Raw genomic sequence first — 25,831 nt, forward strand, 5'->3', positions numbered from 1 at the left:
CATGATTTACGCTTTGCGGCGGAAGTTGTTGGTTAAGATCCTCCGTGGTAAAGGCGTGGCATGAAGCCTAATTTTGCTCTTTCACTGTCCTTTGATGGCATCAAGCTGCTGCACCGGGCCGCCGGTGGATGGCGCGAGGTCGGTGAGGTCAGCCTTGCCAGCGAGGATATGGCGGGCGAATTGGCCGTCCTGCGGAAGACCGCCAGCGGGCTGGAGCCGGGCGGCGTGCGCAGCAAGCTGTTGATCCCCGACAGCCAGATCAAATACCTCACGCTCGAAACGCCGGGCCTGTCCAAACCCGCCCGTCTGAAGGAAGCCGCAGCCGCGCTGGAAAACGCGACCCCCTACGCAGTGGATGAGCTGGCGTTTGACATCAGTCAGGACGGCCCCCGCACCCATGTCGCCGCCGTCGCCCGCGAGACCCTCGCGGAGGCCGAAGCGTTTGCCCAGGAACACCGGTTCCATCCCGTGAGCTTTGTCGCGGCCCCCGAGGGGGAAGGGTATCTGGGCGAGCCGTTCTTTGGCCAGACGCTGGCAGCGTCAGAGCTGCTTGAGGAAGGTGAGAGTGTGGAGCCGGACGGCATCGCCGTCGTCGTTATCGGTGCCGCATCATCCGAGCGCGCACCCGACAGCGCCCCCGACGCCGCCCCCGTACCGGACGCGGCCTCCGAACCGGTCGACGTGTCTGAGCCTGCGCCTGCCGAGCCAGACCAAAAAACACAAGCCGCGCCCGCACCGGAACCCGCTGAGCCGGAACCACAGATCCAGACGGTGGCGGAGCCTGTCCCCACCGAACCGGAGCCAGAAACGCGAGCGGACCCCGCCGCGTCGGAGCCGTCTCCCCAAAAGGCCAAGGCACCGGCGCCTGAGTCGCGTGAGACCGCGCCGGCGCCAAAGGCCGCCGTTGACCCCGATCCTGCACCGCCCCCGCAGCCGGAGCCTGAACCCGTGTCGGCATCAGTGGCGGATGCGGCGCCCGATGCGCAGCGCGCCGTTCCCCCCCCTCCGCAGACGCCCGAACCCGCGCCCGCGTCACAAGGCAGCCCCGAGCCTTTGCCCGATGTGCCGTCTGCGCCAGATCCAGCGCCCGTCGCAGCCAGGGCAGAGACGCCTTCCCCTGCCCCCGGGGCGGGTCAACCGACACAACCAACGGCGACACCCGCGCCCATCCCCGCCATGCCGTCCCTCGGGACCGCACAACGCGCCGGGGATGGGCCGCGCAAACCCACAGTGTCGTCGGCCCGTCGCATTACGGCCCCAACGGCGGAGGTGCCTTCGGCGAATTTTGCCAGCCGCCGCGCAGGCAAACCCACCTTGCAGGGGGCCACGCGCACGCAGGCCCCCAAGGCACCCGCCCCAGACAGCAGCTCGCTCGATCAGCCCGCAGCGGTTGCGGCCGCCACGTCCGGCGTTGGCGGTTTTCTGAGCCGCAGACGGCCGCGCACCGGTGCCGCAGCCCCCGTACCGGCCCCGGCTACAACCGTCGCCCCCGCCAACAGCGAGGCCGAAAGGATGACCGTGTTCGGTGCGCGCACGGCGCCCGTCGGGGGCAAGCCGCGCTTTCTCGGTCTGATCATGACGGTCGTGCTTTTGGTGTTTCTTGCCGGTGTGGCAGCTTGGGCGGCGGTCTTTCTCGATGACGGGATCGCGGGTCTTTTGCGTGACGAGGACAGCACGCGCACGACCGCCTCCGCACCCGAGAATCAGCTCGATCCCGAGGTCATCCGCCAGTCCGAAGAAGAGACGCTGCAGAACGCACCCGCGACCCCGGTGCAGGATACCCAGGTTGCGGCCCTTGATCCCGTGCTTGACGCACCGCAGACAGACGCGCCCGCCGCCCGGGTCGCACCCGAGCGCCCGGTTTTCACCCCGCAGGAAGCCGCCGCGCGCTACGCCGTCAGCGGGATCTGGCCCCTGGCGCCCGATACCGTGCCGACACCGCCCCGCGTCGATGACGCCCCCGTCTACCGCAACAGCGTCGATGCGCTGAGCACGGCGGCGGACGCCATCGCCCTGCCGCCTGTCGAGGGTTTCAATACCGATGTGGTTCTGGCAGCCGTGCCGTCGCCGCCACCCTTCGGCCAGGTTGCCGCCCTGCGCCCCGACGGTCTGCTTGTCCCGACCGAGGACGGGGTGGTCACACCCCAAGGCTACACCCTGATCGCGGCAAGCCCGCCGCTCAAGCCGCCGCTGTCGCCCACCCGCTTTGCCACAACGCCCGACGCACCCGCAGCGCAAGCCGATCCGCGGGCTGAACTGATCGCCTTCCGCCCGCGCAACCGTCCCGGCGGGTTGGTCGAGAATACCGAGCGCGCCCAGCTTGGCGGCGTCACCCGGTCAGAGCTTGCCGCCTTCCGCCCCAGCCTGCGCCCGCGATCTTTGCAGGAACGCGCGCTTGAGGCAGAGCGGGAGCGTGAGGCCGAACAGGAGGCGCGCGCCGCCGCAGCAGCTGCCGCCGCGACCGCCGCCGCCGCTGCGGCGCTTGCCCTGCCTGACGCAGGAGACGCGGCAGCGACGGCCCCCGCACTCGACAATGCCACCCGCTTTGCCGTGGCCCAATCGGTGCGCCCCGATACACGGCCACGCAATTTTGCGCGTATCGTCGAACGGGCGCAGCGCGCGGCGCCCCAGCGCGAAACCCGCGTTGCCGCCGCCGCGAGCGTGGCCCCGCGTACGGTCGCGCCCAACATCCCGTCAAAAGCCTCCGTCGCGCGCTCGGCCACGGTCAAGAACGCCATCAACCTGCGCCGGGTGAACCTCATCGGTGTCTACGGCAAACCCGCCAGCCGCCGCGCGCTGGTGCGCCTGTCAAACGGGCGGTACCAAAAGGTGAAGGTCGGGGACCGTATCGACGGGGGCCGCGTGTCTGCCATCGGCAACAGTGAGCTGCGCTACCGCAAGGGCAGCCGCGACGTCGTCCTCAAGATGCCGCGCAGCTGATCCATCCCTCGGCCAGCCACGCGCGCCAGAATATCTTGAACGGCGCCGCAGCGCCGTTTTCCTTTCTTGAAAACTGCCGGTTAACCGGTGGACAGCTCGCCACTGTCGATCTGCTCCTGCTCGATACTCTCGAACAGCGCTTTGAAATTCCCTTCCCCAAACCCATCGTCGCCCTTGCGCTCGATGAACTCGAAAAAGATCGGCCCGATCACCGTTTTTGAAAAGATCTGCAGCAGGATACGCGTCTCGCCCCCGTCCACGACACCCTCGCCGTCGATCAGGATGCCGTGTTTTTGCATCCGGTCCAGCGGTTCATCATGCCCAACAACGCGATCCTTGCTGAGCGTGTAGTAGGTCGGCGGCGGTGCGGGCATGAATTTCAGCCCATTGTCGGCAATGGCATCTGTCGCGTCATAGATGTCGCGCGCGCCCACGGCGATGTGCTGAATCCCCTCTCCGTTGTATTTCTTGAGGTAGCTGACGATCTGCCCGGTCTCGCCACGATCCTCGTTGATCGGGATGCGGATGCGCCCGCAGGGTGATGTCAGCGCACGGCTCAAAAGCCCCGTGAACTTCCCTTCGATATCAAAAAAGCGGATCTCGCGGAAATTGAACAGGTCCCCGTAAAAGCGGAACCATTTGTCCATGTTACCTTTGAAGACATTGTGAGTCAGGTGGTCGAGATAATAAAAGCCGACGCCCTCGGGTTTGGAGGTCGCGATCCAGTCGTATTCCCAGTTGTACGGCGAAGTGTCATAGTATTGATCGACAAAATACAACAGCGACCCGCCGATCCCCTTGATCGCAGGCACATCCAGCACCTTGCCGTCGCCGGTATATTCTTCGGCCCCGTTGGCCACAGCATGCGCCAGCGCCTTTTGCGCGTCGACCACCCGCCACCCCATCGAGGGCGCGCAGGGTCCGTGGTCCTCAACGAACCGCGCGGCAAAGCTGTCGGGATCGTGGGTCAGCGCGTATGTGATATCGCCCTGCTGCCACAGCTCGATGCCCTTGGTCTTGTGATTGGCCACATGGGTATAGCCCATCTTGCGAAACACCACGCGCAGCTCTTCGGGGTCGGGCGAGGCGAATTCCACAAATTCGAAGCCGTCCGTACCGGCTGGGTTCTCGGAGGTGATCGTCGATTTTGGTGCATCGTGGGGGAACGGGCCCATGACAGTCTCCTTTGTTTCATGTTGCATCGAATTTACCCCCGACGGGTTGCGGTGATTGCGCATTATGCGGCATATTCGGGATAATTTATGCAGGATTTGCGCATGAAACAGACCTTGAGCGCGGGGGAATCGCATGACACTGGATGAAATCGACAAACGGCTGATTGCTGCCCTTCAGGGCAATGCCCATCTGACCGCGCAGGATCTGGGGGCGACGCTTAATCTTTCGGCGTCCCAGGCCGGGCGACGACGTCAGCGGCTTGAGGCCGAAGGCGTCATCCAAAGCTACGCCGCGCGGGTCGATGCGCGTAAGCTGGGGCTGGCCGTTCAGGGCTTTGTCCAGGTGCATCTGGGCACCCACGGCCCCGAGCACGCCCAAAGCTTTGCCCGGCTTGTCGCGCACCGGGCGGAAATTGTCAGTGCCTGGACCATGACCGGGGATGCGGATTATCTGCTGAGGGTCTATTGTGAAGATCTGCCCGCCCTGAACCGGTTGATTCACGAGGTGCTTCTGCCGCATTCCGCAGTCGCCCGCGTGCACAGCCAGATCGTTATGGACCAACTGAAACGCGACGCGCCCCTGCCCGTCTGACACCCGAAGGAGACGCCGATGGAAGGCTTCCTGTTCCAGGCCTCGATCTACCTTGCCGCCGCCGTGATTGCGGTGCCCATTGCCGCGCGGCTGGGGCTGGGATCGGTGCTGGGCTATCTGGCGGCTGGGATCCTGATCGGCCCGGTGCTGGGGCTGGTGGGGTCGGAAACGAAGGATCTGCAGCATTTTGCCGAATTCGGCGTGGTGATGATGCTGTTCCTCATCGGGCTGGAGCTTGAGCCGCGCGCACTCTGGGATATGCGCCACCGGCTGCTGGGGCTAGGCGGATTGCAGGTGGTGGTCAGCGCGCTGGCGCTGATGGGCATCGCGATGGCTTACGATCAGCCCTGGGGCGTGGCGCTTGCGATTGGACTGTCACTCTCGCTGAGTTCGACAGCGATCGTGCTGCAAACCCTGTCGGAAAAGGGGCTGATGCAGACCGCCGGGGGCGGTCGGTCTTTTCGGTACTGCTGACGCAGGACATTGCGGTGATCCCGATCCTTGCGTTCCTGCCGCTGCTGGCGGTGACGATCCCCGCGCAGGTGCTGCCCGATGGCTCCATCACGGTGGAGGCGCACGGCGGCGGGCACGGGGCGGGCATGGCTCGGACGCGGCCAATGCCGCCTTTGATCTGATAAACTCCCTGCCCGCCTGGGGGTCACGCTGGTGACCATCGGCGCGGTGGTGGGCATCGTCGTCGTCGGCGTGTTCTTCACCCGACCGGTGTTCCGCTTTATCCACGCGGCCAAACTGCGCGAGATGTATACCGCGCTGGCGCTGCTGATCGTCGTGGGCATCTCGGCGCTGATGATGCTTGTGGGGCTGTCGCCCGCCCTGGGCGCATTCCTGGCGGGCGTCGTGCTGGCCAGTTCCGAATTCCGGCACGAGCTTGAGACCGACCTTGAGCCGTTCAAGGGGCTGCTGCTGGGCCTCTTCTTCATCACCGTGGGCGCGGGCATCAATTTCACCCTGCTGGCGTCGAATACTGTCGTCATCATGGGCATGGCGTTGCTGGTGATCCTTGTCAAAGGGATCATCCTCTTTGTGCTGGCGTGGATGTTCAAACTGCACGGCCGAGACCGCTGGCTGTTTGCGCTGGGGCTGGCGCAGGCGGGTGAATTTGGCTTTGTGCTGGTCAGTTTTTCGGTCACCACCGGCGTCATGCCCAACCCCGTGGCGGAGACGCTGCTGCTGGTGATTGCCTTGTCGATGCTGATCACGCCGCTGTTGTTCATCCTCTACGAGGTCATCTCGAAACGCCACAGCGACGCGCCCCTGCACGCCGAGGCCGACGAGATCGACGAGGTCGGCACCGTCATCATCGCGGGCGTTGGGCGCTTTGGGCAGATCGTCAACCGGCTGGTGCAGGCGTCGGGCTTCGAGACCGTCGTGCTCGACAATGATCCCAAGACGATTGCCGTGATGCGTCGCTTTGGCTTCAAGGGCTTTCTGGGCGATCCCAACCGCCCCGACATCCTGCGCAAGGCCGGGTTGGCCGAGGCGCAGGTGCTGGTGGTCGCCCTCGACGATCCCAAGGCCGCGCGCGCGCTGGTGGCCTACGCCCGCAAGGAGCGCCCGGATCTGCATATCGTGGCGCGTGCCCACGACCGCACGGACGTCTATCACATGTACCGCGCGGGCGCCGACGACATCGTGCGCGAGATGTTCGACAGCTCGCTGCGTGCGGGCCGCTACGTTCTGGAAAACCTTGGCCTATCGGATTTCGAGGCCGCAGAGGCGCAGCGCATGTTCTACAGTCACGACCGCAAATCGGTGCGCGAGCTGGCCGAATTGTGGCGCCCTGACGTGGATCCCGCCGACAACAAGGCCTATGTGGCCCGCGCCAAGGAGCTGCAAAAGGATCTTGAAACCGCGTTCCTAAACCGCGGCGACGAGGACGAGAAGGACAAGCGCAGCGCCTAGGATGAAATCGCTTCAGGCGCCGCTGACGCCCGCCTCGGCAAAGGTCGCCATGCCGCTGTGACACTCCAGCGCCGCGCTCAGGATCGGGATCGCAAGCGCGCCGCCCGACGCCTCGCCCAACCGCAGACCCAGCGTGAGGATCGGCGTCTTGTCCAACCGCTCCAGCAGCCGCGCGTGCGCGCCTTCGGCGCTTTGATGCCCTGCCACACAGTGATCCAGCGCGCCCTCCTGTGTCTGCGCCAGACAGGCCGCGGCCGCGGTGCAGATGAACCCGTCGAGGATCACCGGGATGCGCAGGCTGCGCGCGCGCGCAATCGCCCCCGCCATCGCCGCCAGTTCGCGCCCGCCAAGGCGGCGCAGCGTCTCAATCCCGTCGCCCTTGCCTGCGTGCTGGGCCACGCCCTGCGCCACCACCCGCGTTTTGAGATCAAGCCCTGCGTCATCCACGCCGGTGCCGCGCCCGGTCCATTCCCCGGCCTCACCACCAAAAAGCGCGGTTGCGAGCGCGGCGGCGGGGGTCGTGTTACCGATCCCCATCTCGCCCACGACAAGCAGGTCGGCGCCCGGATCCACCGCGTCCCAGCCGGTCGCGAGGGCATGTGTCAATTCAGCCTCCGTCATCGCCGGGCCTTGGGTGAAATCAGCCGTTGGTGTCTCAAGATCCAGCGCGTGCACATCCAGCCGGGCACCCGCCGCGCGGGCCAACTGATTGATCGCGGCCCCGCCATGTTCAAAATTCGCGACCATCTGCGCGGTTACCTCGGGCGGGAAGGCCGACACACCCTGTGCGGCCACGCCGTGATTGCCCGCAAAGACGATGATCTGCGGCGCGGAAATGCGCGGACGTGCGTCACCGCGCCAGGCGGCGTACCAGCCCGCCAACTCTTCGAGCCGGCCCAGCGCGCCGGGGGTTTGGTCAGCTGGCTGTTCCGTTCGGCGGCACCCGCGCGTGCGGCCATGTCTTCGCCCGGCTGCGCCGCCAATACCGCCCGGAACGCGTCAAGATCCGAAAAATCTGCCATCGCTGCACCCTCTCATTGCCAGATCGCTCGTGCCTGTTTACCCAATGAGCCTTGGGCCACAAGCGTTGAAAGGGGCACCGACATGTCAAAAAGCGACCCGCTGCGGCACGTCTTGCTTGCCGCCGTGCTGCTGACACGCCTGCCGCTGCCGCGATTGCCGGCGGAGGCGTTCGCCGACGGGGCGCGCGCCGTTTGGGCCTATCCGCTGGTGGGTGTGTTGGTGGGCGGCGTCGGGGCCGGGGTCGGTGAACTGACGTTGTCCTTGGGCGCAGGGATCTCGGCAGTGGCGACGCTGGCCGCAATGATCGTGCTGACGGGGGCGATGCACGAGGACGGTCTGGCCGATCTTTGCGACGGGTTCTGGGGAGCGACCGCGCCCGCCCGCCGTCTTGAGATCATGCGCGACAGCCAGATCGGCACCTACGGCGTGCTGGGTCTCGGCCTTGTCACGGCGCTGCGCGGGCTTGCGATTGCGGCATTGGGCGGGGGGCTGGCGGTCGTGGCCGCCGCGGCCCTGTCGCGCGGCGCGATGCCCGCGCTGATGGCCACCCTGCCCCACGCGCGCGCCGACGGGCTGGCCCATTCCGTCGGGCGCCCCAGCAGACGCACGGCGACAGTGGCCTTCGCGATTGGCGGGGCGGTTGCCATCCCCTGTGCGGGCTGGACGGGGATGGTGGCGCTGGTCGTGGTGGCGGGCGTTACCCTCGGCCTTGGCGCGTTGGCGCGTCACAAGATCGGGGGCCAGACCGGCGATGTGTTGGGCGCTGCCCAGCAACTTGGCGAGGCGGCGGCGCTGCTGAGCCTCCTGGCCCTCGCCGCATAGAAAAAGGCCGCCCCGGTCCCCCGGCGCGGCCCCAGACTCTCACGGCAGTCGCTTACGCCGCGACGCGGCTGTCGAGCACGTCGCCCACCTGCTTTGCCGCTGCCAGCTCGTCCCCGCCTGAGACGGCCGCGACTTCGCGGGTCAGCCGCTCCAACGCGGCCTCGTAAAGCTGGCGCTCGGAATAGCTTTGCTCGCGCTGGTCATCCGTGCGGTGCAGGTCGCGCACGACTTCGGCGATGGCAATCAGATCGCCGGAGTTGATCTTTTGCTCGTATTCCTGCGCGCGGCGCGACCACATGGCGCGTTTGACCTTCGCCTTCCCTTTGAGCGTTTTCATCGCGTGCGTGATAACGTCGGGTGAGCTGAGCGCACGCATGCCGATTTCGGTCGCTTTGTGCGTCGGCACGCGCAACGTCATCTTGTCTTTCTCGAACGAGATCACAAAAAGCTCAAGCGTGATGCCCGCGACTTCCTGCTCCTCGACAGAGACGATCTGACCCACGCCATGCGCGGGGTAGACGACAAATTCATTGGGGCGGAAATCAAGTTTCTTCTTGGTCATGGTCATAGGCTCCTGGGTCGGCGTGCCACGATGGGCCACGCACAAATTGCCGACGCGCGGGCGCAGCGGCCCGTGCAGTCAGCACGATAAGGGTGAATCAGATGCGCCGGGGCAGACCGGCGTCTTGGTTTGGGGACGTGTTCAACATTGGGTCTATCATACCACAAAATTCCCCCTCACGGAAGGCACCTCAAAGCACTGGTATACAATGGTATTTCGAAAACCGCCCTGATTCGGACGATCAGCCGCCCTCGCCCGCGTTTTCCGAGAACAGCTCCATCTTGCCGTCCTTGCCGTCCATCTCTTCGGCGGTCGGCAGCGGGTCTTTCTTGGTGATGATGACAGGCCACAATTCAGAGTATTTGCGATTGAACTCGACCCATTTTTCCATGTCAGGCTCGGTGTCGGGGCGGATGGCATCGGCGGGGCATTCGGGTTCGCACACGCCGCAATCGATGCATTCATCGGGGTGGATCACGAGCATATTCTCGCCTTCGTAAAAGCAATCCACCGGGCAAACCTCGACGCAGTCGGTATATTTGCAGGCGATGCAGGCGTCGTTGACGATATATGTCATGGGGAGATCTCTGTCAGGTTAGCTTGACGCTTTGCTAAATCAGCGGGGCGGATCAATCAAGGTGGCGCGCACGAGAAAGATCAAGCATGCGCCGGTCGCGCTTTGAAGGGCGTCCCTTCCCGTCAAAACCGGGATTGTCAGAACGCGCGTCCCGCGCGCGCGGCTCAGGCGGGGACAGATCGGTGTAAAGCGCCTGCGCCTCGGGTGCCGGTCCCCGCCGCGTGCCGCAGGCGTCGATCTGGATCACGCGGATGTGATCATCTTTGGAAAAGGTCAGCACGTCGCCTGCGCTGATGGTGACCGATCGCTTGGCCACCACCGTGCCATTCACCCGCACCCTACCGCTGCCGACGATGGTCGCGGCCAGCGAGCGTGTCTTGAAGAACCGGGCGTACCACAACCATTTGTCGAGGCGCAGTTTTTCCGGCGTCTCGCTCACTTGTCGGACTTGAGGCCCATAAGAGCGGCGGCAAAGGGATTGTCGGGGTCGATCGCCTTTTCCTTGCGCGGTGGCTTGGACGAGAAGTTCTGCGCCTTGCCCCCTTTGTCCCCGCCGCCGGGCTTGCCGCCCTTCTTGCCACGCGGTGGCTTGCCCTTGCCGCGCGGGGCGCCGCGATCGGCGTTCTGGCGGCGTGGCGCGCGCGCCCAGGTGAAGGTATAGAACACCTCCATCTCCTGATCGGCGACCTCGGCGTAGGGCTCGGTCCCGGGGGTAAGCTCTTCGGCGGGAGTATCGGAAATCGCGGCTTCGACTTCGGGGGTTTCGGCGGGCTCTTCGATGATCGGGGCGGCACCGTCATCCGGTATCGCCGCGACATCTTCTGGCACATCGGCGGGAGGGGTCGGATCAGCGGCTTCTGTCACGCCACCGGCGGGCTGTTCGGCGGCCACGTCCATCACGGGTTTGTCGGGCGCGTCGTCGGGTGCGGTGACGGCCTCGGATTTTTCCGGCACGTCTGTATCGGCGGCGGCATCCATCGCCTGCTCGGTCCCGTCGTGGGGCATCACGGTATCGGCTGCCTTGACCTTGACCCGCTCACCCTTTTCGGCGCGGTAGCCAAGCCCTTCCATCAAATCGGCGAACTGCTCAAGCGTGGTGCCCGAGATCGAAAGCATGTCTGCCTTGGCCTCGAACCCGCCGCGCGAATCCTCGGCGCGCAGCATGTCGGCGAGGCGTTCGAGCATGTCGATGCGGATCGCGCGGGTGCCTGCGTTACGGTAGCCCGACATCGTGTCGGCGCCCGCAGGTGCCCCTGCCTCGACGGGGATTGTCACCAGACCGGGCGGGGGCGATTCAGGGAATTCGGACAGCCCTTTTTGCAGTGACCACAGCACCAGACGCAGGCGCGTTGGCGCGGGCTTCAGCAGCAGCGGCATGAAGATCGTGAACTGGCCAAAGCGGATGCCGTGCTTGCGCAGAGCGCCGCGCGCGTCCTGATCCAGCGCCTTGACCTCGTCGGCCACCTGCGCGCGGGGGATCACGCCAAAATTCTCGACCATCTGAAAGGCAAACCCACGGGCAAGCCCGGTCAGCGTTTCGTCCTTTTGCATCACGATCAGCGGCTCGAACAGGGCGGCGACCTTGCGCTCGATAAAGTGTTGCAGACGGCGCTGCACCTTCTGGATCACCTCCGGCCCCGCGATATCATCGACAAAGACCTCGATGCCGGGTTTCAGCGCGTCCTGCGTCGCCACCAGCTTGCCCACGGCAGCCTCACCCCACATCAGGCCGCCCTGCTCGGTGAAATCAATCTCCGTATCGGGCGCGTTGTAGAAGCGATCGGCGCGCAGATGGAACTGCGGCGCGAGCGCTTGCAGTGCGGCACTCTTGATCGTCTTGGTTTCGGCCGATCCGGCCCCCTTGTCGGCGCGAAAACGGAAGCCCTCAAGCTTGCCTACAAATTCGCCCTCAACGGTCACTTCACCGGTCTCGTTTACATCGGCCACCATGGCTTCCTTCTGTCCTAGCCGGCGCAAAAGCACGGATGTGCGCCGGTCTACAAATCTTTGGGTCAGACGTTCGTGCAGGGCGTCCGACAGTCTGTCTTCTACGATACGCGCTTCGCCGCGCCAATGGGTTTCGTCATTGGTCCAACCTTTGCGCTGGGTGACGTAGGTCCATGTGCGAACAAACGCCAACCTCTTGGACAACGCGTCAATGTCGCCATCGGTTCGGTCGATCCGTTTTATTTGTCGCGCGAGCCAGTCGTCGGGGATGGATCCGCGCTGGTGCAGGTAGTTGAAAATCATCTCAAGCAGGCTTGCGTGTTCGGCGTGCGAGATACCGCGGAAATCGGGGATGCGGCAGACATCCCAGAGCAGGCGCACCGACGGGCCATCGGTGCAGCGCGCCGTGATTTCGGCATCGTCTCCCAGTGCCTTGAGAGCACGCAGATCGTCGGCTTCGCGCGCGCGCACAAGGCGCTCGTCGGTCGAGGGCGCCTCAAGCGACATGATCAGCCGGTCGATGGAGCCGAATTGCAGCGCATGATTGCGCCACTGCACCTTGTTTTGCGGGGTGAACTGGTGGTCCATGATGGCGCGTGCCACCCCGTCGTCGAGCGGGCGTGCGTCGCCGGTCACGCCGAATGTGCCGTTCTTCATCCCCCGACCCGCGCGCCCCGCGATCTGCGCCAGCTCATTGGGCGCCAGGGGCCGCATGCGCCGCCCGTCGAATTTCGAAAGGCTGGAGAACGCCACGTGATCGACGTCAAGGTTCAGACCCATGCCGATGGCATCCGTGGCCACCAGAAAATCGACCTCGCCGTTCTGGTACATATCGACCTGCGCATTGCGCGTGCGCGGGGACAGTGCGCCCATCACCACGGCTGCCCCGCCCTTCTGACGGCGGATCAACTCGGCAATCGCATAGACGTTTTCGACCGAGAAACCGACGATGGCGCTGCGCGGGCGCATGCGGGAAATCTTCTTGGCACCGGAATAGGTCAGTTCCGACATCCGCTCGCGTTTGAGGAACTGCGCCTGCGGGACCAGTGCCGCGATGGTGCCGCGCATGGTATCGGATCCCATGAAGAGCGTCTCGTGCAGGCCGCGCATCCGCAGCAGACGGTCGGTGAAGACATGGCCGCGCTCGGGATCGGCGCAGAGCTGGATCTCGTCCACACCGACGAAATCAGCGCCCATGCCTTCCGGCATCGCCTCGACCGTGCAGACCCAGTATTGCGTGCGCGGCGGCACGATACGCTCCTCGCCCGTGACCAGTGCCACCACCGAGGGCCCTCGCACCGCCACGATGCGGTCGTAAACCTCGCGCGCCAGCAGGCGCAGCGGCAGGCCGATGATGCCCGTGCGGTGGCCCAGCATACGCTCGATGGCATAGGTGGTCTTGCCGGTGTTGGTCGGGCCCAGAACGGCCGTCACCCGTGCGTGCGTGTCCACAGTCTCTCCTCGACCCGAGCGGGGATTACAGGGTGCGGCCGATGCCGTCCCGCTTGAGCGCCTCAAGCGCCTTGGTCGCATTTTCGTGATGCGGGTTCAACGCCAGAACCCGGCGGAAGAGCGTGGCGGCCTGCCGCTGGCGCCCCAGCTCATCAAACACGACCGCCAGGCCGAAGATCGCGTTGAAATGATCGGGGTTCAGCGCCAGCGTCATTTCCAGATCGTCAATCGCCGGGCCAAAAAGCTCTGACCGGAAATAGGCGGTGGCGCGCAGGTGATACCCTTCGGCAAACTGCGGCGCGTGGTCGGTCAGCGCTGTGAGGTGATCGATCGCCACGTCGAATTCGCCCGCCGCCATCGCGTCCCGCCCGCGTTTGAGCAGCAGATCCATCGTGGCGGAGCCGGAGCGGGACCACGCCCGCTCGACATCCCGCTCGGCGCGCGGCGCCTCCTCGGGGGGGCGGTGCGCAAGCGTTCCAGCAATTCCCCTATTTCCTGCGCGCCGGACGGTCCGGACAGCAACAGCACGGCACCAAGTGCCGCAACGGTATGTTTGAGGTTGACGGGGCAAATACGCATAACAAGAGTGAACGTAACAGGTGGCACCGCAATTTCCAGAGCGACATGCCCCCATTTGCCAAAAAGGGCTCACACATGAGTGATATCATCAACGAAGCGGTCAAAGTTCTGAACGAAAAGATGTCGGGCGGCGATCTGGGCGGCACCGCGAAATTCGACATTCAGGGCGAAGGTGCGATCATGATCGACGACGCGGGCGCGCGTGCGGGCGATGAAGAGGCCGATGTGACCCTGTCGGCGGACGCCGAGACGTTCCGTGGCATCCTCGACGGCGAGACAAACCCGACATCCGCCTTCATGTCGGGCCAGTTGACCGTCGACGGCGACATGGGCATGGCGATGAAGCTTGCGTCGGTCCTTGCCTGATCCGCGATGCCCCTGACGCCCGCGCCTTTCTTTACAGATGTGGACCCCGGCCCGGCCGGGGGACATGCGCTGTGGGCCAAGACATCGGATGACAAGCGCATCCGCCTCGGCGTCTGGCCAAAAGAGGGCGCGCGCGGCACGGTTCTGATGTTTCCGGGCCGCACCGAATACATCGAGAAATACGGGCGCACGGCGGCGGAATTTGCCGCGCGCGGTCTCGCGACCCTCGCGGTGGACTGGCGCGGTCAGGGGCTGGCCGACCGGCTGCTCGACGACCCGCTCATCGGCCATGTCGACAGCTTTCCCGACTACCAAAAGGATGTGGCCACGGTGATGCGCGCCGCGCGCACGCTGAACCTGCCACGGCCCTATTTTCTGGTCGCCCACTCCATGGGCGGCTGCATCGGCCTGCGCGCGGTGATGGAAGGCCTGGGCGTTCAGGCCGCCGCGTTCACCGGCCCGATGTGGGGGATCCATATCGCGCCGCACATGCGCCTGCCCGCGCGCATCCTCACCAAACTGATGCCCAGGCTCGGGCGCGGCCACAGCCTGCCTCCGGGCACCAAACTGACACCTTACGTGCTCAGCGAGCCGTTCGAAGACAACCAGCTGACCACCGATCCCGAGCTTTACGATATGATGCGCCTGCAATCGCAGGCCCACCCGGAGCTGCAACTGGGCGGTCCCAGCTTTGTCTGGCTGGGCGAGGCGCTGGAAGAGACCGCGCATCTGGCCGAGCGCGCGGCGCCCAGCCTGCCCTGCCTGACGTTTGTGGGCACCAACGAGCGGATCGTCGACGTCCCGCGCATCCACGCCCGCATGGAAAACTGGAAAGGCGGGCAACTGCGCGTCATCGACGGCGCCGAACACGAGGTGCTGATGGAGCTGCCGGAAATACGCGGCCCCCTTTACGACGAGATCGCGGCGCTCTTCCTCAACACCGCCACCGGCTAGCCTTTCTCCGCGCGCCCGCTATCTGTGGCGCATGAGCGAACCTGTCCTGACATTCACGCCGGAAGGCTTTTACTGCGCGGCGGGCGATTTTCACATCGATCCGTGGCGCCGCGTGCCCCGCGCGCTGATCACCCACGGGCACGCAGATCACGCGCGCTGGGGTATGGGCCGCTATCTGGCGACCCACGACGCGCTGCCGGTGATGCGCCACCGGTTGGGCGAAATCGACGCCGAAGGAATCGCCTATGGCGAAGTGCGCCAGATTGGCGGCGCGCGCGTGTCGTTTCATCCGGCGGGCCATGTGCCTGGGGCGGCGCAGATCCGCGTTGAGGTCGGTGGCGAGGTCTGGGTCGCCTCGGGCGACTACAAGGTCATCGACGACGGGCTCACGCCCCCGTTTGAGCCGGTGAAATGCCATCATTTCATTACCGAAAGCACCTTTGGCCTGCCGGTGTTCAACTGGGCGCCGCAGGCGGATGTGGCGGCCCAGATCAACGACTGGTGGCGCGGCTGTGCTGACGCAGGCAAGACCGCGCTGCTGGGCGCCTATTCACTGGGCAAGGCGCAGCGACTGATGTCGATGCTGGACCCAGCGATCGGCCCGATCCTGTGCCATGCGGCGGTTGAGAACACGAATGCCGTGCTGCGCGATCAGGGTATCGCCCTGCCCGACACGGTGCTGGCCAATGCCGAGGTCACGGCCAAGACACATCCCGGCGCGATGGTCATCACGCCGCCCTCGGCAATGGGCTCTGCATGGTCCAAGAAGTTCGGCCCGCAGGAGACCGGATTTGCCTCCGGCTGGATGGCGATGAGGGGGGTACGGCGCAGGCGCGCGGGGGACCGTGGGTTCATCATATCGGATCACGCGGACTGGAACGGATTGCTTTGGGCAATTCGTGAAACAGGTGCCGAAAATATATATGTTACACATGGTTACACGGATATCTTCGCGCGGTACCTGAATGAGCAAGGTTGGAACGCGCAAGTCGTGCCGACGCAGTTCGAGGGCGAAAGCCTCGACCGCGCCGAGGCGGAGGAGGACGCCGCGTGAGGGCCTTTGCCGAACTCTTTACAGCCATCGATCAAAGCACCAAAACCACCATCAAGGTCAACGCGCTAGCTGCGTATTTTAACGCGGCAGATGATGTGGATAAGATATGGACAATCGCACTGTTCTCGGGCCGCCGACCCAAACGCGCGGTCACCACGACCCGCCTGCGCGAATGGGGCGCCGAGGTAGCGGGAATCCCGCTGTGGCTGTTTGAGGAATGCTATCCCATCGTCGGCGATCTGGCCGAAACGATCGCCCTTGTCCTGCCCCCGAACGAGACGACCGATAACCGCCCGCTCAGCCAGTGGATCACCGATCTGCGCGCGGTTTACCAAGAGGATGAGGCGGCCAAGAAACGCTTTGTGCTCGACGCATGGGCGCGGCTGGGCGGGACCGAGCGGTTTATCTTCAACAAGCTCATTACCGGCGGGATGCGCGTGGGCGTCAGCCAAAAGCTGATGACCCGCGCGCTGGCCCGCGCCACCGACCGCGATGGGGCGGAACTGGCCCACCGCTTGATGGGCAACTGGCACCCTGACGACACGACGTGGCACGCGCTGATTGAGGCCGAAGATGCCTCCGCCGATGCCTCGCGCCCCTATCCCTTCTATCTCGCCTACGCGCTTGAGGACGGGCCGGAGGCGCTGGACGCGCCAGAAAACTGGCGCGCGGAGTGGAAGTGGGACGGCATCCGTGGCCAGCTGATCCTGCGCGGCGGCGAATATTTTGTCTGGTCGCGCGGCGAAGAACTGATGACCGACCGCTTCCCCGAACTGGCCCGTGCGGTTGACTACCTGCCCGACGGCACCGTGCTGGACGGCGAACTGCTGGTCTGGCACCCGGATCGCCCGCAGCCCGAAAGCTTCAACACGCTGCAACCCCGCATCGGTCGCAAGACGGTGCCGAAAAAGCTGCTCCGCGACGCGCCGGTGGTGCTGCACGCCTATGATCTGCTGGAGCATCAGGGCGCGGACATCCGCCAAACCGCGTTCAAAGAGCGCCGCAAGCTGCTGGAAACGCTCTGTAATGGCCTGCCATCGGACGCGCCTGTGCGGCTCTCCCCGCAACTGCCGTTCGAGGAGTGGCAGGCGCTGCACGCCTTCCGCGACGGCGCGCGGGAGGCGCAGGCCGAAGGGTTGATGCTCAAACGCGCCGACAGCCCTTATCTGAGCGGTCGCAAGAAGGGCGATTGGTGGAAATGGAAACTGGCCCCGCTGACCATCGACGCGGTGATGATCTATGCGCAATCGGGCTCTGGCCGCCGCGCGAACCTGTTTACCGATTTCACCTTTGCCGTTTGGGACGGCGACGCGCTGGTGCCCTTTACCAAGGCCTACAGCGGCCTGACGGATGCGGAATTCCGCAAGATCACCGCCTGGGTGCGCAAGAACACGCAAGCCCGCTTTGGCCCCGTGCGGCAGGTCACGCCGCACCATGTGTTCGAGATCGCGTTCGAGGGGATCCAGGCCTCCCCGCGCCACAAATCCGGCGTGGCGCTGCGCTTTCCGCGCATGCTACGCTGGCGGACGGATAAACCGATGGCCGAGGCCAATACGCTCGACGATCTCAAGGACATGCTTGCCACCTATGGATAAACCCAACGCCGACATGCCCCCGAGCCGCAGGCACCGCGTCGCCGCGCGCCGGAGGGCGCCATCGACACCCATGTGCACATGCTCGCCGGGCGCGATGAATTTCCCCTTTGGGACGGCCGCGTCGAAAACCCCGCCCCCGGCCCCACACTCGACGGCTGGATTGCACTGCTCGAAGAGCAGATGGAGGCACTCGGGGTCTCGCGCGTCGTGCTGGTGCATTCGATCTTCTACGGCACCGATAACGCCGTCACCAAAGAGGCGCTGGCCCGTCTGGGCACCCGCGCGCGCGGTGTCGGGCTGTTGCCCACCGGCGTTGACGGCCCGGTGATCGACCGTTTCCAAGGCTGGGGCATGGACGCGGTCCGCCTCAACTACGTGCACGGCGGCGTGCTGACGTGGGAGGGCGCGCAGGCCATGGCGCCTCTGCTCGCGGATCGGGGGATGCACATCCAGATGCTGTGTCACGCGGATCAGCATATGGACGGTATCGCGGACGAAGTACGCGCGCTGCCCTGCCCGATTGTATTCGACCACCTCGCCTGGCCGTCGGCGGGGCTGAACCCGGCAGGCCACGGGATCGACACGCTGTGTGAGCTGATGGCGGAGGGTCATGCGTGGGTCAAACTCTCCGGCCTCTACCGGCTCACAAACGCGCCCTACACCGATACCGACGCGCTGGTGGCCAAGCTGATCGCGGCCAATCCCGCGCGCTGCCTTTGGGGCAGCGACTGGCCGCACATCATGCTGAACGGTGCGCAGATGCCGCGCGGCGCGGATCTCCTGGATGCGTTTGACCGTGTGGTCCCCGACGATGCGACCCGCCGCCAGATCCTGTGCGAAAATCCCGTAAAGATTTACCACTTCGCCTGATCCGCTTGCCCTGCGCGCCTGCCGCGCTTACCTGTGCACTCTGAAAATCAACGACGAGGTGATACGATGTTCCAACTGCCCTTTCCGGTGCGCGATGCAAATGCCAGTGGTGGCGGTGAGTTCGGCGATCTGCCCGAATGGAACCTCGATGATCTATACGCCGGTGAGGATGCGCCGGAGCTGAAGCGTGATCTCGATTGGCTCGAGGAGGCCTGCCGCAGCTTTGCCACCGATTACGAGGGCAAGCTGGGCGATCTGGACGCGGCGGGACTGCTGGAGTGCGTGCTGCGCAACGAGCGCATCAACATGATCGCCGGACGCATCATGTCCTACGCGGGGCTGCGCTATTACCAGCAGACAACCGACGGCGGCCGGGCAAAATTCATGTCCGATTGCCAGGAAAAGATCACCAATTTCACGACACCGCTGGTGTTCTTCACGCTTGAGCTGAACCGGCTGGACGACGCGCATCTCGACGGGTTGCTGGCGCAGAACGAGGATCTGGCGCGCTACAAGCCCGTGTTCGACCGCATCCGCGCGATGAAGCCTTATCAGCTGAGCGATGAGATGGAGAAATTCCTGCACGATCTGGGCGTTGTTGGCGATGCGTGGGAGCGGCTGTTTGACGAAACCATCGCCGGGCTGGAATTCGACGTCGAGGGCGAGATCCTTGGCATCGAGGGTACGCTGAACCTGCTGACCGATCCCGACCGCGACCGGCGCGAAGCGGGGGCGCGCGCACTGGCGTCGGTGTTCACCAATAATATCAAAACCTTCGCCCGTGTGCACAACACGCAGGCCAAGGAAAAGGAAATCCTCGACCGCTGGCGCGGGATGGAAACGGCGCAGACCGGGCGGCACCTGTCCAATCACGTGGAGCCGGAGGTGGTCGAGGCGCTGCGCAACGCCGTGGTCAAGGCATACCCGGATCTGAGCCACCGCTACTACGCGCTGAAACGCAAATGGCTGGGGCTGGACAGGATGCAGGTCTGGGACCGCAACGCGCCCCTGCCCATGGAAGACCCCAAGACCGTCGATTGGGATACCGCCCAGAAAACCGTGATGGAGGCCTATTCGGCCTTTGATCCGCGCATGGGCGAGCTGGCAAAGCCGTTCTTTACCGATGGCTGGATCGACGCGGGCGTAAAGCCCGGCAAGGCGCCCGGCGCCTTTGCCCACCCCACCGTGACGGATGTGCACCCTTACGTGATGCTCAACTATCTGGGCAAACCGCGCGACGTGATGACCCTCGCGCATGAGCTGGGCCACGGGGTGCATCAGGTGCTGGCCGCGGGCCAAGGCGAGATGCTGTCCTCCACCCCGCTGACGCTGGCGGAGACGGCGAGCGTGTTTGGCGAGATGCTGACCTTCCGCAAAATGCTCGACGGCGCGCAGACCCAGGCAGAGCGCAAGGTGCTGCTGGCGGGCAAGGTCGAGGATATGATCAACACGGTCGTGCGCCAGATCGCCTTTTACGACTTTGAATGCAAACTGCACGCGGCGCGGCGCGGCGGGGAGCTCACGCCCGAAGACATCAACGCGCTGTGGATGTCCGTGCAGGCCGAAAGCCTCGGGCCAGAATTCGAGTATATGGAGGGGTATGAGACCTTTTGGGCCTATATCCCGCATTTCGTACACTCGCCCTTCTACGTCTATGCCTACGCCTTTGGTGACGGTCTGGTGAACGCGCTTTACGCCGTCTACGCAGAGGGCGCCGAAGGGTTTGAGGAAAAGTATTTCGACATGCTCAAGGCCGGTGGATCCAAACATCACAAGGAACTTCTCGCGCCCTTCGGCCTCGATGCGTCGGATCCGGCGTTCTGGGACAAGGGGCTGTCGATGATCTCGGGCATGATCGACGAATTGGAGGCGATGGAGGATTGAGCCTCTGGCTTGATCCGCTTTCCACCGATGATTTTGCGCGGGTGGCCCATATCACCGTGGCCCCCGCGCAAATCAAATTCTCCGGCACCGTGGCAGAGGCGTTCGAGACCGCAGAACCGGGCGTTGATTTCCACGCGATTGTGGAGGGCGACACGCCCGTCGGGTTTTTCAAGATCGACCGCGACTATGCGCAGCGATACCCGTTTGCCGCGCCAGATGGGCTGGGCCTGCGCGCCTTTCTGATCGACCACGCACAGCAGGGGCGCGGGCTTGCCACGCGCGCCGTACGTGCCCTGCCCGCGTATCTGGCGCGGCACTACATTGCCAGCACGCTCTATCTCACCGTCAACCTGGTGAACGCCCCCGCGATCCGCTGCTATCTGGCCGGTGGGTTCACCGACACCGGTGACATCTGGCCCCACGGCGACGCCGGGCCGCAGCACATCATGCGGATGGATCTTCGAACCGCGCGATAAAGCGGTCGATCAGCGCGGGCTCGGTCGTCGACAGGCAGTTTTGCGCAAAATACCAGTGGATGTATTTGTCGTAGGGGCGCAATTTGACCGGAGCGTTGAGCGCCTCGGCCATGTCGTCGGCGGTATGGGCGACGGTTGCGATGTGATGGAAATCCGACTGACCGCAGAGGATCACGGGCTTGCGGTGCAGATAGGCCTCGATCCCGACGGCAGAGTTGATGGTGACCACATGGCGCGCCGCCGCGATCATGTCGTGGATATTGGCGGAAACGATGTGCAAATGCGGATGCGCCGTCGCCAGCGCATCCAGCCGATCCGCCGCCTTGCGATCCTTATCGAGCGGATGCAGCTTGACCATGACCGGCGCATCGGTGGCGCGGCACACCGCTTCGACCATCTCGAACGGGGGAATGTAGGCTGTCTCTTCGACACCGCGATGCGCTTCGGATTGCAGGAACACGGCAACGCCGCGTGGCAGATCGACCGCCTCCTGCGGCTGCGGATAGCGCGATTGCCGCGCGATTACGAGCCTGCCGCGCAGACGTTTGAAAAATACCTGTGCCGCGTCGGCGTCCGTGTCGCGCGGATCGAATTCGCGCGCCGCAATGGAGGACGCCGCTCGGATGCCCTGCGGATCGACGTGCCAGAACGGGTAGATATAGGCGAGCCCCACGTTGCGCAGACGCGGGTGCGCAAATGCCCCGTGATTGACCACGTGAAAGGCGTCGTCCGCTGCGACCTGATCCAGCACCGTATCCCGATCCAGCTTGCGCAATTCGAACGGTATGCCCCGTTCGCTCAGCCCCTCGACCAGCTTGCGGTAGAACGGCATCAGCCCCGATCCCCCCGGCCCCAGCCACGATCCGGGAAGATGGAAAACAAAGCGCATTTATTTGAGCTGACTGTCTTTACTGCCGCGCCGGTTGATGCCGCCCCGGAATTTTTGGGCGCCATCGCGCTCCTGCACACACTCAAGGCACAACTTGACCCCCGGCAGTGCGGCGCGGCGCGCATGCGGGATCGGCTCTTCGCAATCGGCGCAATGGGTCAGGCTCTCCCCCACGGGGGTGCGGCGGGCCTTGAGCCGCGCCAATTCATCGTTGATCGATGCTTCAATCTGTTCCGATACCGCGCCGTCGCGCGTCCATCCTCCGGCCATGGTCGGGCCCTCCTGCATCAAGGTTACCCCGTGGGCGGCGCTGCGACAACGCCACCGCACGGCCGTACGCGCAAAAACGCCGCGACCCGAAGCGGATCGCGGCGCGTGTTTGGCGTCAAAGGCTCAGGCGGTGGCAAGCATCCCCTTTTCGCGGGCAAGCTCGCGCATCCGCTTTTGCAGCTTTTCGAACGCGCGGACTTCGATCTGGCGGATCCGCTCTCGGCTCACGTCATATTGACCAGACAGGTCTTCCAGCGTCACCGTCTCGTCCGACAGGCGGCGCTGGGTCAGGATATCCTTTTCGCGGTCGTTGAGCACCTCAAGCGCCTCGGCCAGCATTTCCCGGCGGGTTTCGAGCTCATCGCGGGCCTCGTAATCGCCCGCCTGATCCGCGTCCTCATCCTCGAGCCAGTCCTGCCATTGCATCGTGCCCTCGCCTTCGGAGCCGACGGTGGCATTCAGCGACGCATCCCCGCCCGACATCCGCCGGTTCATCGAGACGACCTCGGCCTCGGTCACGCCCAGCTGGGTCGCGATTTCGGTCACGTTTTCGGGGCGCAGATCGCCCTCTTCCAGCGCGCCGATCTTGTTCTTGGCCTTGCGCAGGTTGAAAAACAGCTTTTTCTGGCCCGACGTCGTGCCCAGTTTCACCAGCGACCACGAGCGCAGGATGTATTCCTGAATGGAGGCGCGGATCCACCACATTGCGTAGGTCGCCAGACGGAACCCTTTCTCGGGATCGAAGCGTTTGACCGCCTGCATCAGACCGACATTCGCCTCGGAGATTACTTCGGCCTGCGGCAGACCGTAGCCCCGGTAGCCCATCGCAATCTTGGCCGCGAGACGCAGGTGGGACGTCACCATCTGGTGTGCGGCCTCCGTGTCCTGCTCCTCGACCCAGCGTTTGGCCAGCATGTACTCCTCTTCCGGCTCCAGCAGGGGAAACTTGCGGATCTCCTGCATATAGCGGTTCAGACCCCCTTCGGGCGTCGGTGCGGGCAGATTTGCGTAATTGGCCATGGTCTTTCCCTCCGTCGGTGCGCGGCATGTTACAGCGCTTAACATCCATATGTGCCGTTAGCGGGCAACATACAAGTTCCGGGCGCTCGCTTTCGTTCACGAATATATAACAAACGTTACCAAATAATGATCCCGGCCCGCTCTGCTTTGTCGCAGGTGTCAACGCAATTGCGCCAGCAGGTCTGCCATATCCGCCGGCAAAGGCGCCTCAAACCGCAGGTTTTCACCGCTGACGGGATGCACAAAGCCCAGGATCGCCGCGTGCAGCGCCTGACGCGGAAAGGCGCGCACGGCCTCCGCCGCCTCCGGCGAAATCGCCGCTTTGGGCAGCTTGCGCGTGCCGCCGTAGGTCGGATCACCCACAAGGCTGTGGCCCGCGTGGGTCATATGCACGCGGATCTGGTGAGTGCGGCCGGTCTCCAGCCAGCATTCCATCAGCGCGAGCGTGGGCGGGGTGCCGAATGCCTCGATCGTGCGGGCGCGGGTCACGGCATGCTTGCCCCCCTGAAACAGCACCGCCTGACGCTGCCGGTCGGTGCGGTGGCGGGCCAGCTGGGTGGTGAGCTTGAGGATATTGCCGGGCTCAAAGCTTGCCCCCTTCACGCCGCGCAGGCGCGGATCGTTTGCATCGGGCACGCCGTAGACAAGCGCACGGTAGGCGCGTTCGACCGTGTGCAGCTCGAACTGCTTGGCAAGCCCGTGGTGGGCCGCGTCGGATTTGGCGACGACCAGCAGGCCCGAGGTATCCTTGTCGATGCGGTGCACGATGCCGGGGCGCTTCATCCCGCCCACCCCCGACAGATCGTCACCGCAATGGGCGAGCAGCGCGTTGACCAACGTGCCCGAGGGCGAGCCGGGTGCCGGGTGCACCACCATGCCCGCGGGTTTGTTCAGCACGATCAGGTCGGCGTCCTCGAACAGGATCTCCAGCGGGATATCCTCGGGCAGGATGTGGCTTTCCTCCGCCTCCTCCACGGTGATCGCGACCTCGGCACCCTCGGCCACGGCGGCGCGTGGATCGGTCACGACCGCGCCGTCGAGCGTTACCGCCCCGTCTGCGATCAGCCGCGCCAGCCGCGTGCGCGACAGCGCAGCGCCCTCTGGCACATCGCGCGCCAGCGCCTTATCAAGACGGGCGGCGGGGGCTTCTCCCAGCGTGAAGGTGACAAGGCGGTGCGACATGGACGATCTTCCTGAACCGGGCAACCTGCGGTTTCTGCGCCGGATGGTGACGGTGCTGACCGGGGTCATGATTGCGGGTGTCGTAGTCGTTATCGGACTGCTTGTCACCCGGCTGAGCAACGACACGCCCCCCCTGCCCGACGAGATCGCGCTGCCCGGCGGCGCACGGGCGGTGGCGTTCACCCAAGGGGCCGATTGGTATGCGGTCGTGACGGACGCCGACGAAATCCTGATCTTTGATCGGCTGACCGGGGCATTGCGTCAGACGGTGACGGTCGAATGACTTCAACCGCAGATCCGAACGGGTTTTTGGGGAATGGTACCGCCTCCCCGGCTCGAACGGGGGACCCCTGGTTCCACAAACCAGTGCTCTAACCAACTGAGCTAAGGCGGCACGCAGCGCTCGTTTAACTTTGTCGGTTTTGGATTGCAAGAGGGCTTGGCGTTCAATTCAGGGCTAAAAGTCGATCCTGTAGGTCTGCTCGATCAGTGCTCGCCCGAAGGAGGTGACCGCGCGTTCCTCGGTCATCCGCCACCCGTTGCGCCGGTACAGCGCGCAGGCGGCGGCGTGGCTTTCGTGGGTCCAAAGCTGCATGCCGGTATAGCCTTTGGCGCGGGCAAAATCGGTACACACCTCCAGCAGACGCCGCCCCAACCCCTGCCCGCGCGCCTTCGGCATCAGCAAAAACAGCCGCAGCTTGGCGCGCCGTTCGTCCAGCCGCACGCAAAAGATCGAGCCGAGCCGCTGCCCGTCCTGCCACGCGATCCAGCCCGCCTCATCCTGCGGGTCATGATCCGCGATGAACGCATCGAGGATTTCGGCCACGAGGTCGCCGAAACTGGCGTCAAATCCCTCCTCCGCGGCGTAGTGTTCGACATGCGGGGCCACCAGCCAGTCGAGGTCCTGCCCGGTGAAGGGGCGCAGGTCTGTCTTGGTCATGGCGCGACGCTAATTCCCTGCCCGCTTGCCATTCAACCCCGACGTTTGTAGACCCCAAGGCCACAGCAAAGGACGTATCCCATGGGCATCAACGACGAACGCGACATCGAGGCAAATCTGCAAATCGGCCCGACCGATCAGGGCATGGTGCGATTGTTCGTCGAAGGCGGCGGTGTTGAGTTGCCGATGGATTTCACGCCGGACGAGGCGCGCGAGATCGCCGAGGAAATCATCGCCGCCGCCGCCCGGGCAGAGCGTTAATCCCACGCCGGATGCATGTCGGGATCGCGCAGCAGCTGTAGCCTGCGCGCGGCGGTCGTCGCGAATTTCTGCACCATCACCTTGCGCCGCGCCGGCGCCAGCTTGATCTCCGGCGCCATGCGCAGGATTTCTGCCGTGTAGGCGTCACCGATGATAAGCCCCTGATCGTCGGGCAACAGCTCTGTCGGGAAATGCTCATCCACCGCGAAAAAGAATCGATCCGCCCATTCCAGATAGCCCTGCCATTTGCTGTCGGAGGTGAAATCCACCCGGCTCGATTTACACTCCACCACCCAGATCTCGCCCTTGGGGCCCAGCGCCATCACGTCCACGCGCAGGCCGCGTGCAGGCACAACCTCCTCGACACAGGCAAAGCCCAGATCGGCAAGGTGGCGCGACACGCCGCGTTGCAACAATTGTCCGGGTTGAAGGGGGCGAAAATCATCCATCCCCAAAAATATGAACAATTCGTGAACAT

The 25,831-nt window shown here is 64.7% G+C and carries 24 protein-coding genes, 1 tRNA gene and 2 pseudogenes; 13 read left to right on the forward strand and 14 right to left on the reverse strand.

The features are described 5' to 3' along the window. The first annotated feature begins 60 nt into the window (after positions 1–60). Positions 61–2,940, forward strand: a complete 2,880-nt coding sequence (locus tag KDD17_RS08940) for a hypothetical protein (RefSeq protein WP_212703360.1) — start codon at positions 61–63, stop codon at positions 2,938–2,940. Between the two features lie 80 nt (positions 2,941–3,020). On the opposite strand, the gene hppD is transcribed toward KDD17_RS08940, so the two are convergent. Then, positions 3,021–4,115 (reverse strand): 4-hydroxyphenylpyruvate dioxygenase, encoded by a 1,095-nt coding sequence (gene hppD, locus KDD17_RS08945; RefSeq protein ID WP_212703361.1) that lies wholly within the window; start codon positions 4,113–4,115, stop codon positions 3,021–3,023. Between the two features lie 133 nt (positions 4,116–4,248). On the opposite strand from hppD, the gene KDD17_RS08950 reads away from it, so the two are divergent. Next, entirely contained in the window at positions 4,249–4,707 is a 459-nt protein-coding gene (locus KDD17_RS08950; protein ID WP_212703362.1) for an Lrp/AsnC family transcriptional regulator, read from the forward strand. 18 nt (positions 4,708–4,725) lie between these two features. Next, a pseudogene (locus tag KDD17_RS08955) lies at positions 4,726–6,630 on the forward strand (monovalent cation:proton antiporter-2 (CPA2) family protein). Positions 6,631–6,642: 12 nt separating this feature from the next. Here KDD17_RS08955 and cobT read toward each other — a convergent pair. Continuing rightward, positions 6,643–7,652: pseudogene (gene cobT, locus KDD17_RS08960) on the reverse strand (nicotinate-nucleotide--dimethylbenzimidazole phosphoribosyltransferase). Between the two features lie 82 nt (positions 7,653–7,734). Between cobT and cobS the strand changes: the two are divergent. Further along, entirely contained in the window at positions 7,735–8,475 is a 741-nt protein-coding gene (gene cobS, locus KDD17_RS08965; protein WP_212703363.1) for an adenosylcobinamide-GDP ribazoletransferase, read from the forward strand. Between the two features lie 52 nt (positions 8,476–8,527). Here the strand turns inward: cobS and KDD17_RS08970 are convergent, their stop codons facing one another. The 5 genes from KDD17_RS08970 to KDD17_RS08990 form a co-directional block, all read right to left on the reverse strand. Continuing rightward, entirely contained in the window at positions 8,528–9,037 is a 510-nt protein-coding gene (locus tag KDD17_RS08970; protein ID WP_212703364.1) for a CarD family transcriptional regulator, read from the reverse strand. A gap of 241 nt (positions 9,038–9,278) precedes the next feature. Beyond that, entirely contained in the window at positions 9,279–9,614 is a 336-nt protein-coding gene (gene fdxA, locus KDD17_RS08975) for a ferredoxin FdxA (RefSeq protein ID WP_212703365.1), read from the reverse strand. 52 nt (positions 9,615–9,666) lie between these two features. Continuing rightward, the gene (locus tag KDD17_RS08980; RefSeq protein WP_212703366.1) at positions 9,667–10,053 is read right to left on the reverse strand and encodes an RNA-binding S4 domain-containing protein; all 387 of its coding nucleotides are present in this window, start codon (positions 10,051–10,053) and stop codon (positions 9,667–9,669) included. Continuing rightward, positions 10,050–13,013, reverse strand: coding sequence for a helicase-related protein (locus KDD17_RS08985; RefSeq protein ID WP_254796755.1), 2,964 nt, complete (start codon positions 13,011–13,013; stop codon positions 10,050–10,052). Before KDD17_RS08985 ends, KDD17_RS08980 begins: the two co-directional genes overlap by 4 nt. Positions 13,014–13,038: 25 nt before the next feature. Continuing rightward, positions 13,039–13,404: a tetratricopeptide repeat protein gene (locus KDD17_RS08990; RefSeq protein ID WP_254796756.1), complete on the reverse strand. Its 366-nt coding sequence runs from the start codon at positions 13,402–13,404 to the stop codon at positions 13,039–13,041. Between the two features lie 263 nt (positions 13,405–13,667). Here KDD17_RS08990 and KDD17_RS08995 point away from each other — a divergent pair, with 263 nt between their 5' ends. From KDD17_RS08995 to KDD17_RS09025, 7 genes are all read left to right on the forward strand, one after another. After that, entirely contained in the window at positions 13,668–13,958 is a 291-nt protein-coding gene (locus KDD17_RS08995; RefSeq protein ID WP_212703368.1) for an SCP2 sterol-binding domain-containing protein, read from the forward strand. Positions 13,959–13,964: 6 nt separating this feature from the next. Continuing rightward, positions 13,965–14,912, forward strand: a complete 948-nt coding sequence (locus KDD17_RS09000) for an alpha/beta fold hydrolase (RefSeq protein WP_212703369.1) — start codon at positions 13,965–13,967, stop codon at positions 14,910–14,912. Between the two features lie 31 nt (positions 14,913–14,943). Continuing rightward, positions 14,944–15,966 (forward strand): ligase-associated DNA damage response exonuclease, encoded by a 1,023-nt coding sequence (locus KDD17_RS09005; protein WP_212703370.1) that lies wholly within the window; start codon positions 14,944–14,946, stop codon positions 15,964–15,966. After that, positions 15,963–17,561, forward strand: a complete 1,599-nt coding sequence (locus tag KDD17_RS09010; RefSeq protein WP_212703371.1) for an ATP-dependent DNA ligase — start codon at positions 15,963–15,965, stop codon at positions 17,559–17,561. Before KDD17_RS09005 ends, KDD17_RS09010 begins: the two co-directional genes overlap by 4 nt. A 78-nt stretch (positions 17,562–17,639) precedes the next feature. Then, on the forward strand, positions 17,640–18,431 hold the full coding sequence (locus tag KDD17_RS09015) for an amidohydrolase family protein (RefSeq protein ID WP_254796950.1): 792 nt from the start codon (positions 17,640–17,642) through the stop codon (positions 18,429–18,431). A 66-nt stretch (positions 18,432–18,497) separates the two neighbouring features. After that, positions 18,498–20,315, forward strand: a complete 1,818-nt coding sequence (locus KDD17_RS09020; RefSeq protein WP_212703373.1) for a M3 family oligoendopeptidase — start codon at positions 18,498–18,500, stop codon at positions 20,313–20,315. Beyond that, positions 20,312–20,791, forward strand: a complete 480-nt coding sequence (locus KDD17_RS09025) for a GNAT family N-acetyltransferase (protein WP_212703374.1) — start codon at positions 20,312–20,314, stop codon at positions 20,789–20,791. Before KDD17_RS09020 ends, KDD17_RS09025 begins: the two co-directional genes overlap by 4 nt. Here the strand turns inward: KDD17_RS09025 and KDD17_RS09030 are convergent. The 4 genes from KDD17_RS09030 to KDD17_RS09045 form a co-directional block, all read right to left on the reverse strand. Further along, entirely contained in the window at positions 20,760–21,680 is a 921-nt protein-coding gene (locus KDD17_RS09030; RefSeq protein WP_212703375.1) for a capsular polysaccharide export protein, LipB/KpsS family, read from the reverse strand. The two genes, KDD17_RS09025 and KDD17_RS09030, sit on opposite strands and share 32 nt — an antisense overlap. Next, complete coding sequence (locus tag KDD17_RS09035; protein ID WP_212703376.1) at positions 21,681–21,950, reverse strand: DksA/TraR family C4-type zinc finger protein; 270 nt, start codon at positions 21,948–21,950, stop codon at positions 21,681–21,683. 123 nt (positions 21,951–22,073) lie between these two features. After that, positions 22,074–22,970 carry an RNA polymerase sigma factor RpoH gene (rpoH, locus tag KDD17_RS09040; protein WP_212703377.1) on the reverse strand — a complete coding sequence of 299 codons (897 nt, stop codon included), beginning with the start codon at positions 22,968–22,970 and terminating at the stop codon, positions 22,074–22,076. A 159-nt stretch (positions 22,971–23,129) separates the two neighbouring features. After that, entirely contained in the window at positions 23,130–24,152 is a 1,023-nt protein-coding gene (locus KDD17_RS09045; protein WP_212703378.1) for an RluA family pseudouridine synthase, read from the reverse strand. Here KDD17_RS09045 and KDD17_RS09050 point away from each other — a divergent pair. After that, entirely contained in the window at positions 24,151–24,435 is a 285-nt protein-coding gene (locus KDD17_RS09050; protein WP_212703379.1) for a DUF6476 family protein, read from the forward strand. The genes KDD17_RS09045 and KDD17_RS09050 overlap by 2 nt on opposite strands. A 34-nt stretch (positions 24,436–24,469) precedes the next feature. Here KDD17_RS09050 and KDD17_RS09055 read toward each other — a convergent pair. Next, positions 24,470–24,546, reverse strand: a tRNA-His gene (locus KDD17_RS09055). Positions 24,547–24,609: 63 nt separating this feature from the next. Continuing rightward, positions 24,610–25,092 carry a GNAT family N-acetyltransferase gene (locus KDD17_RS09060; RefSeq protein ID WP_212703380.1) on the reverse strand — a complete coding sequence of 161 codons (483 nt, stop codon included), beginning with the start codon at positions 25,090–25,092 and terminating at the stop codon, positions 24,610–24,612. Between the two features lie 81 nt (positions 25,093–25,173). Here KDD17_RS09060 and KDD17_RS09065 point away from each other — a divergent pair, with 81 nt between their 5' ends. After that, on the forward strand, positions 25,174–25,353 hold the full coding sequence (locus KDD17_RS09065; RefSeq protein WP_212703381.1) for a DUF6324 family protein: 180 nt from the start codon (positions 25,174–25,176) through the stop codon (positions 25,351–25,353). Here the strand turns inward: KDD17_RS09065 and KDD17_RS09070 are convergent. Further along, entirely contained in the window at positions 25,350–25,802 is a 453-nt protein-coding gene (locus tag KDD17_RS09070; RefSeq protein ID WP_212703382.1) for an MmcB family DNA repair protein, read from the reverse strand. The genes KDD17_RS09065 and KDD17_RS09070 overlap by 4 nt on opposite strands. Between the last annotated feature and the right edge of the window lie 29 nt (positions 25,803–25,831).

Origin of the sequence: Sulfitobacter albidus, from assembly GCF_018200035.1 — a bacterium.
Taxonomy (GTDB): domain Bacteria; phylum Pseudomonadota; class Alphaproteobacteria; order Rhodobacterales; family Rhodobacteraceae; genus Sulfitobacter; species Sulfitobacter albidus.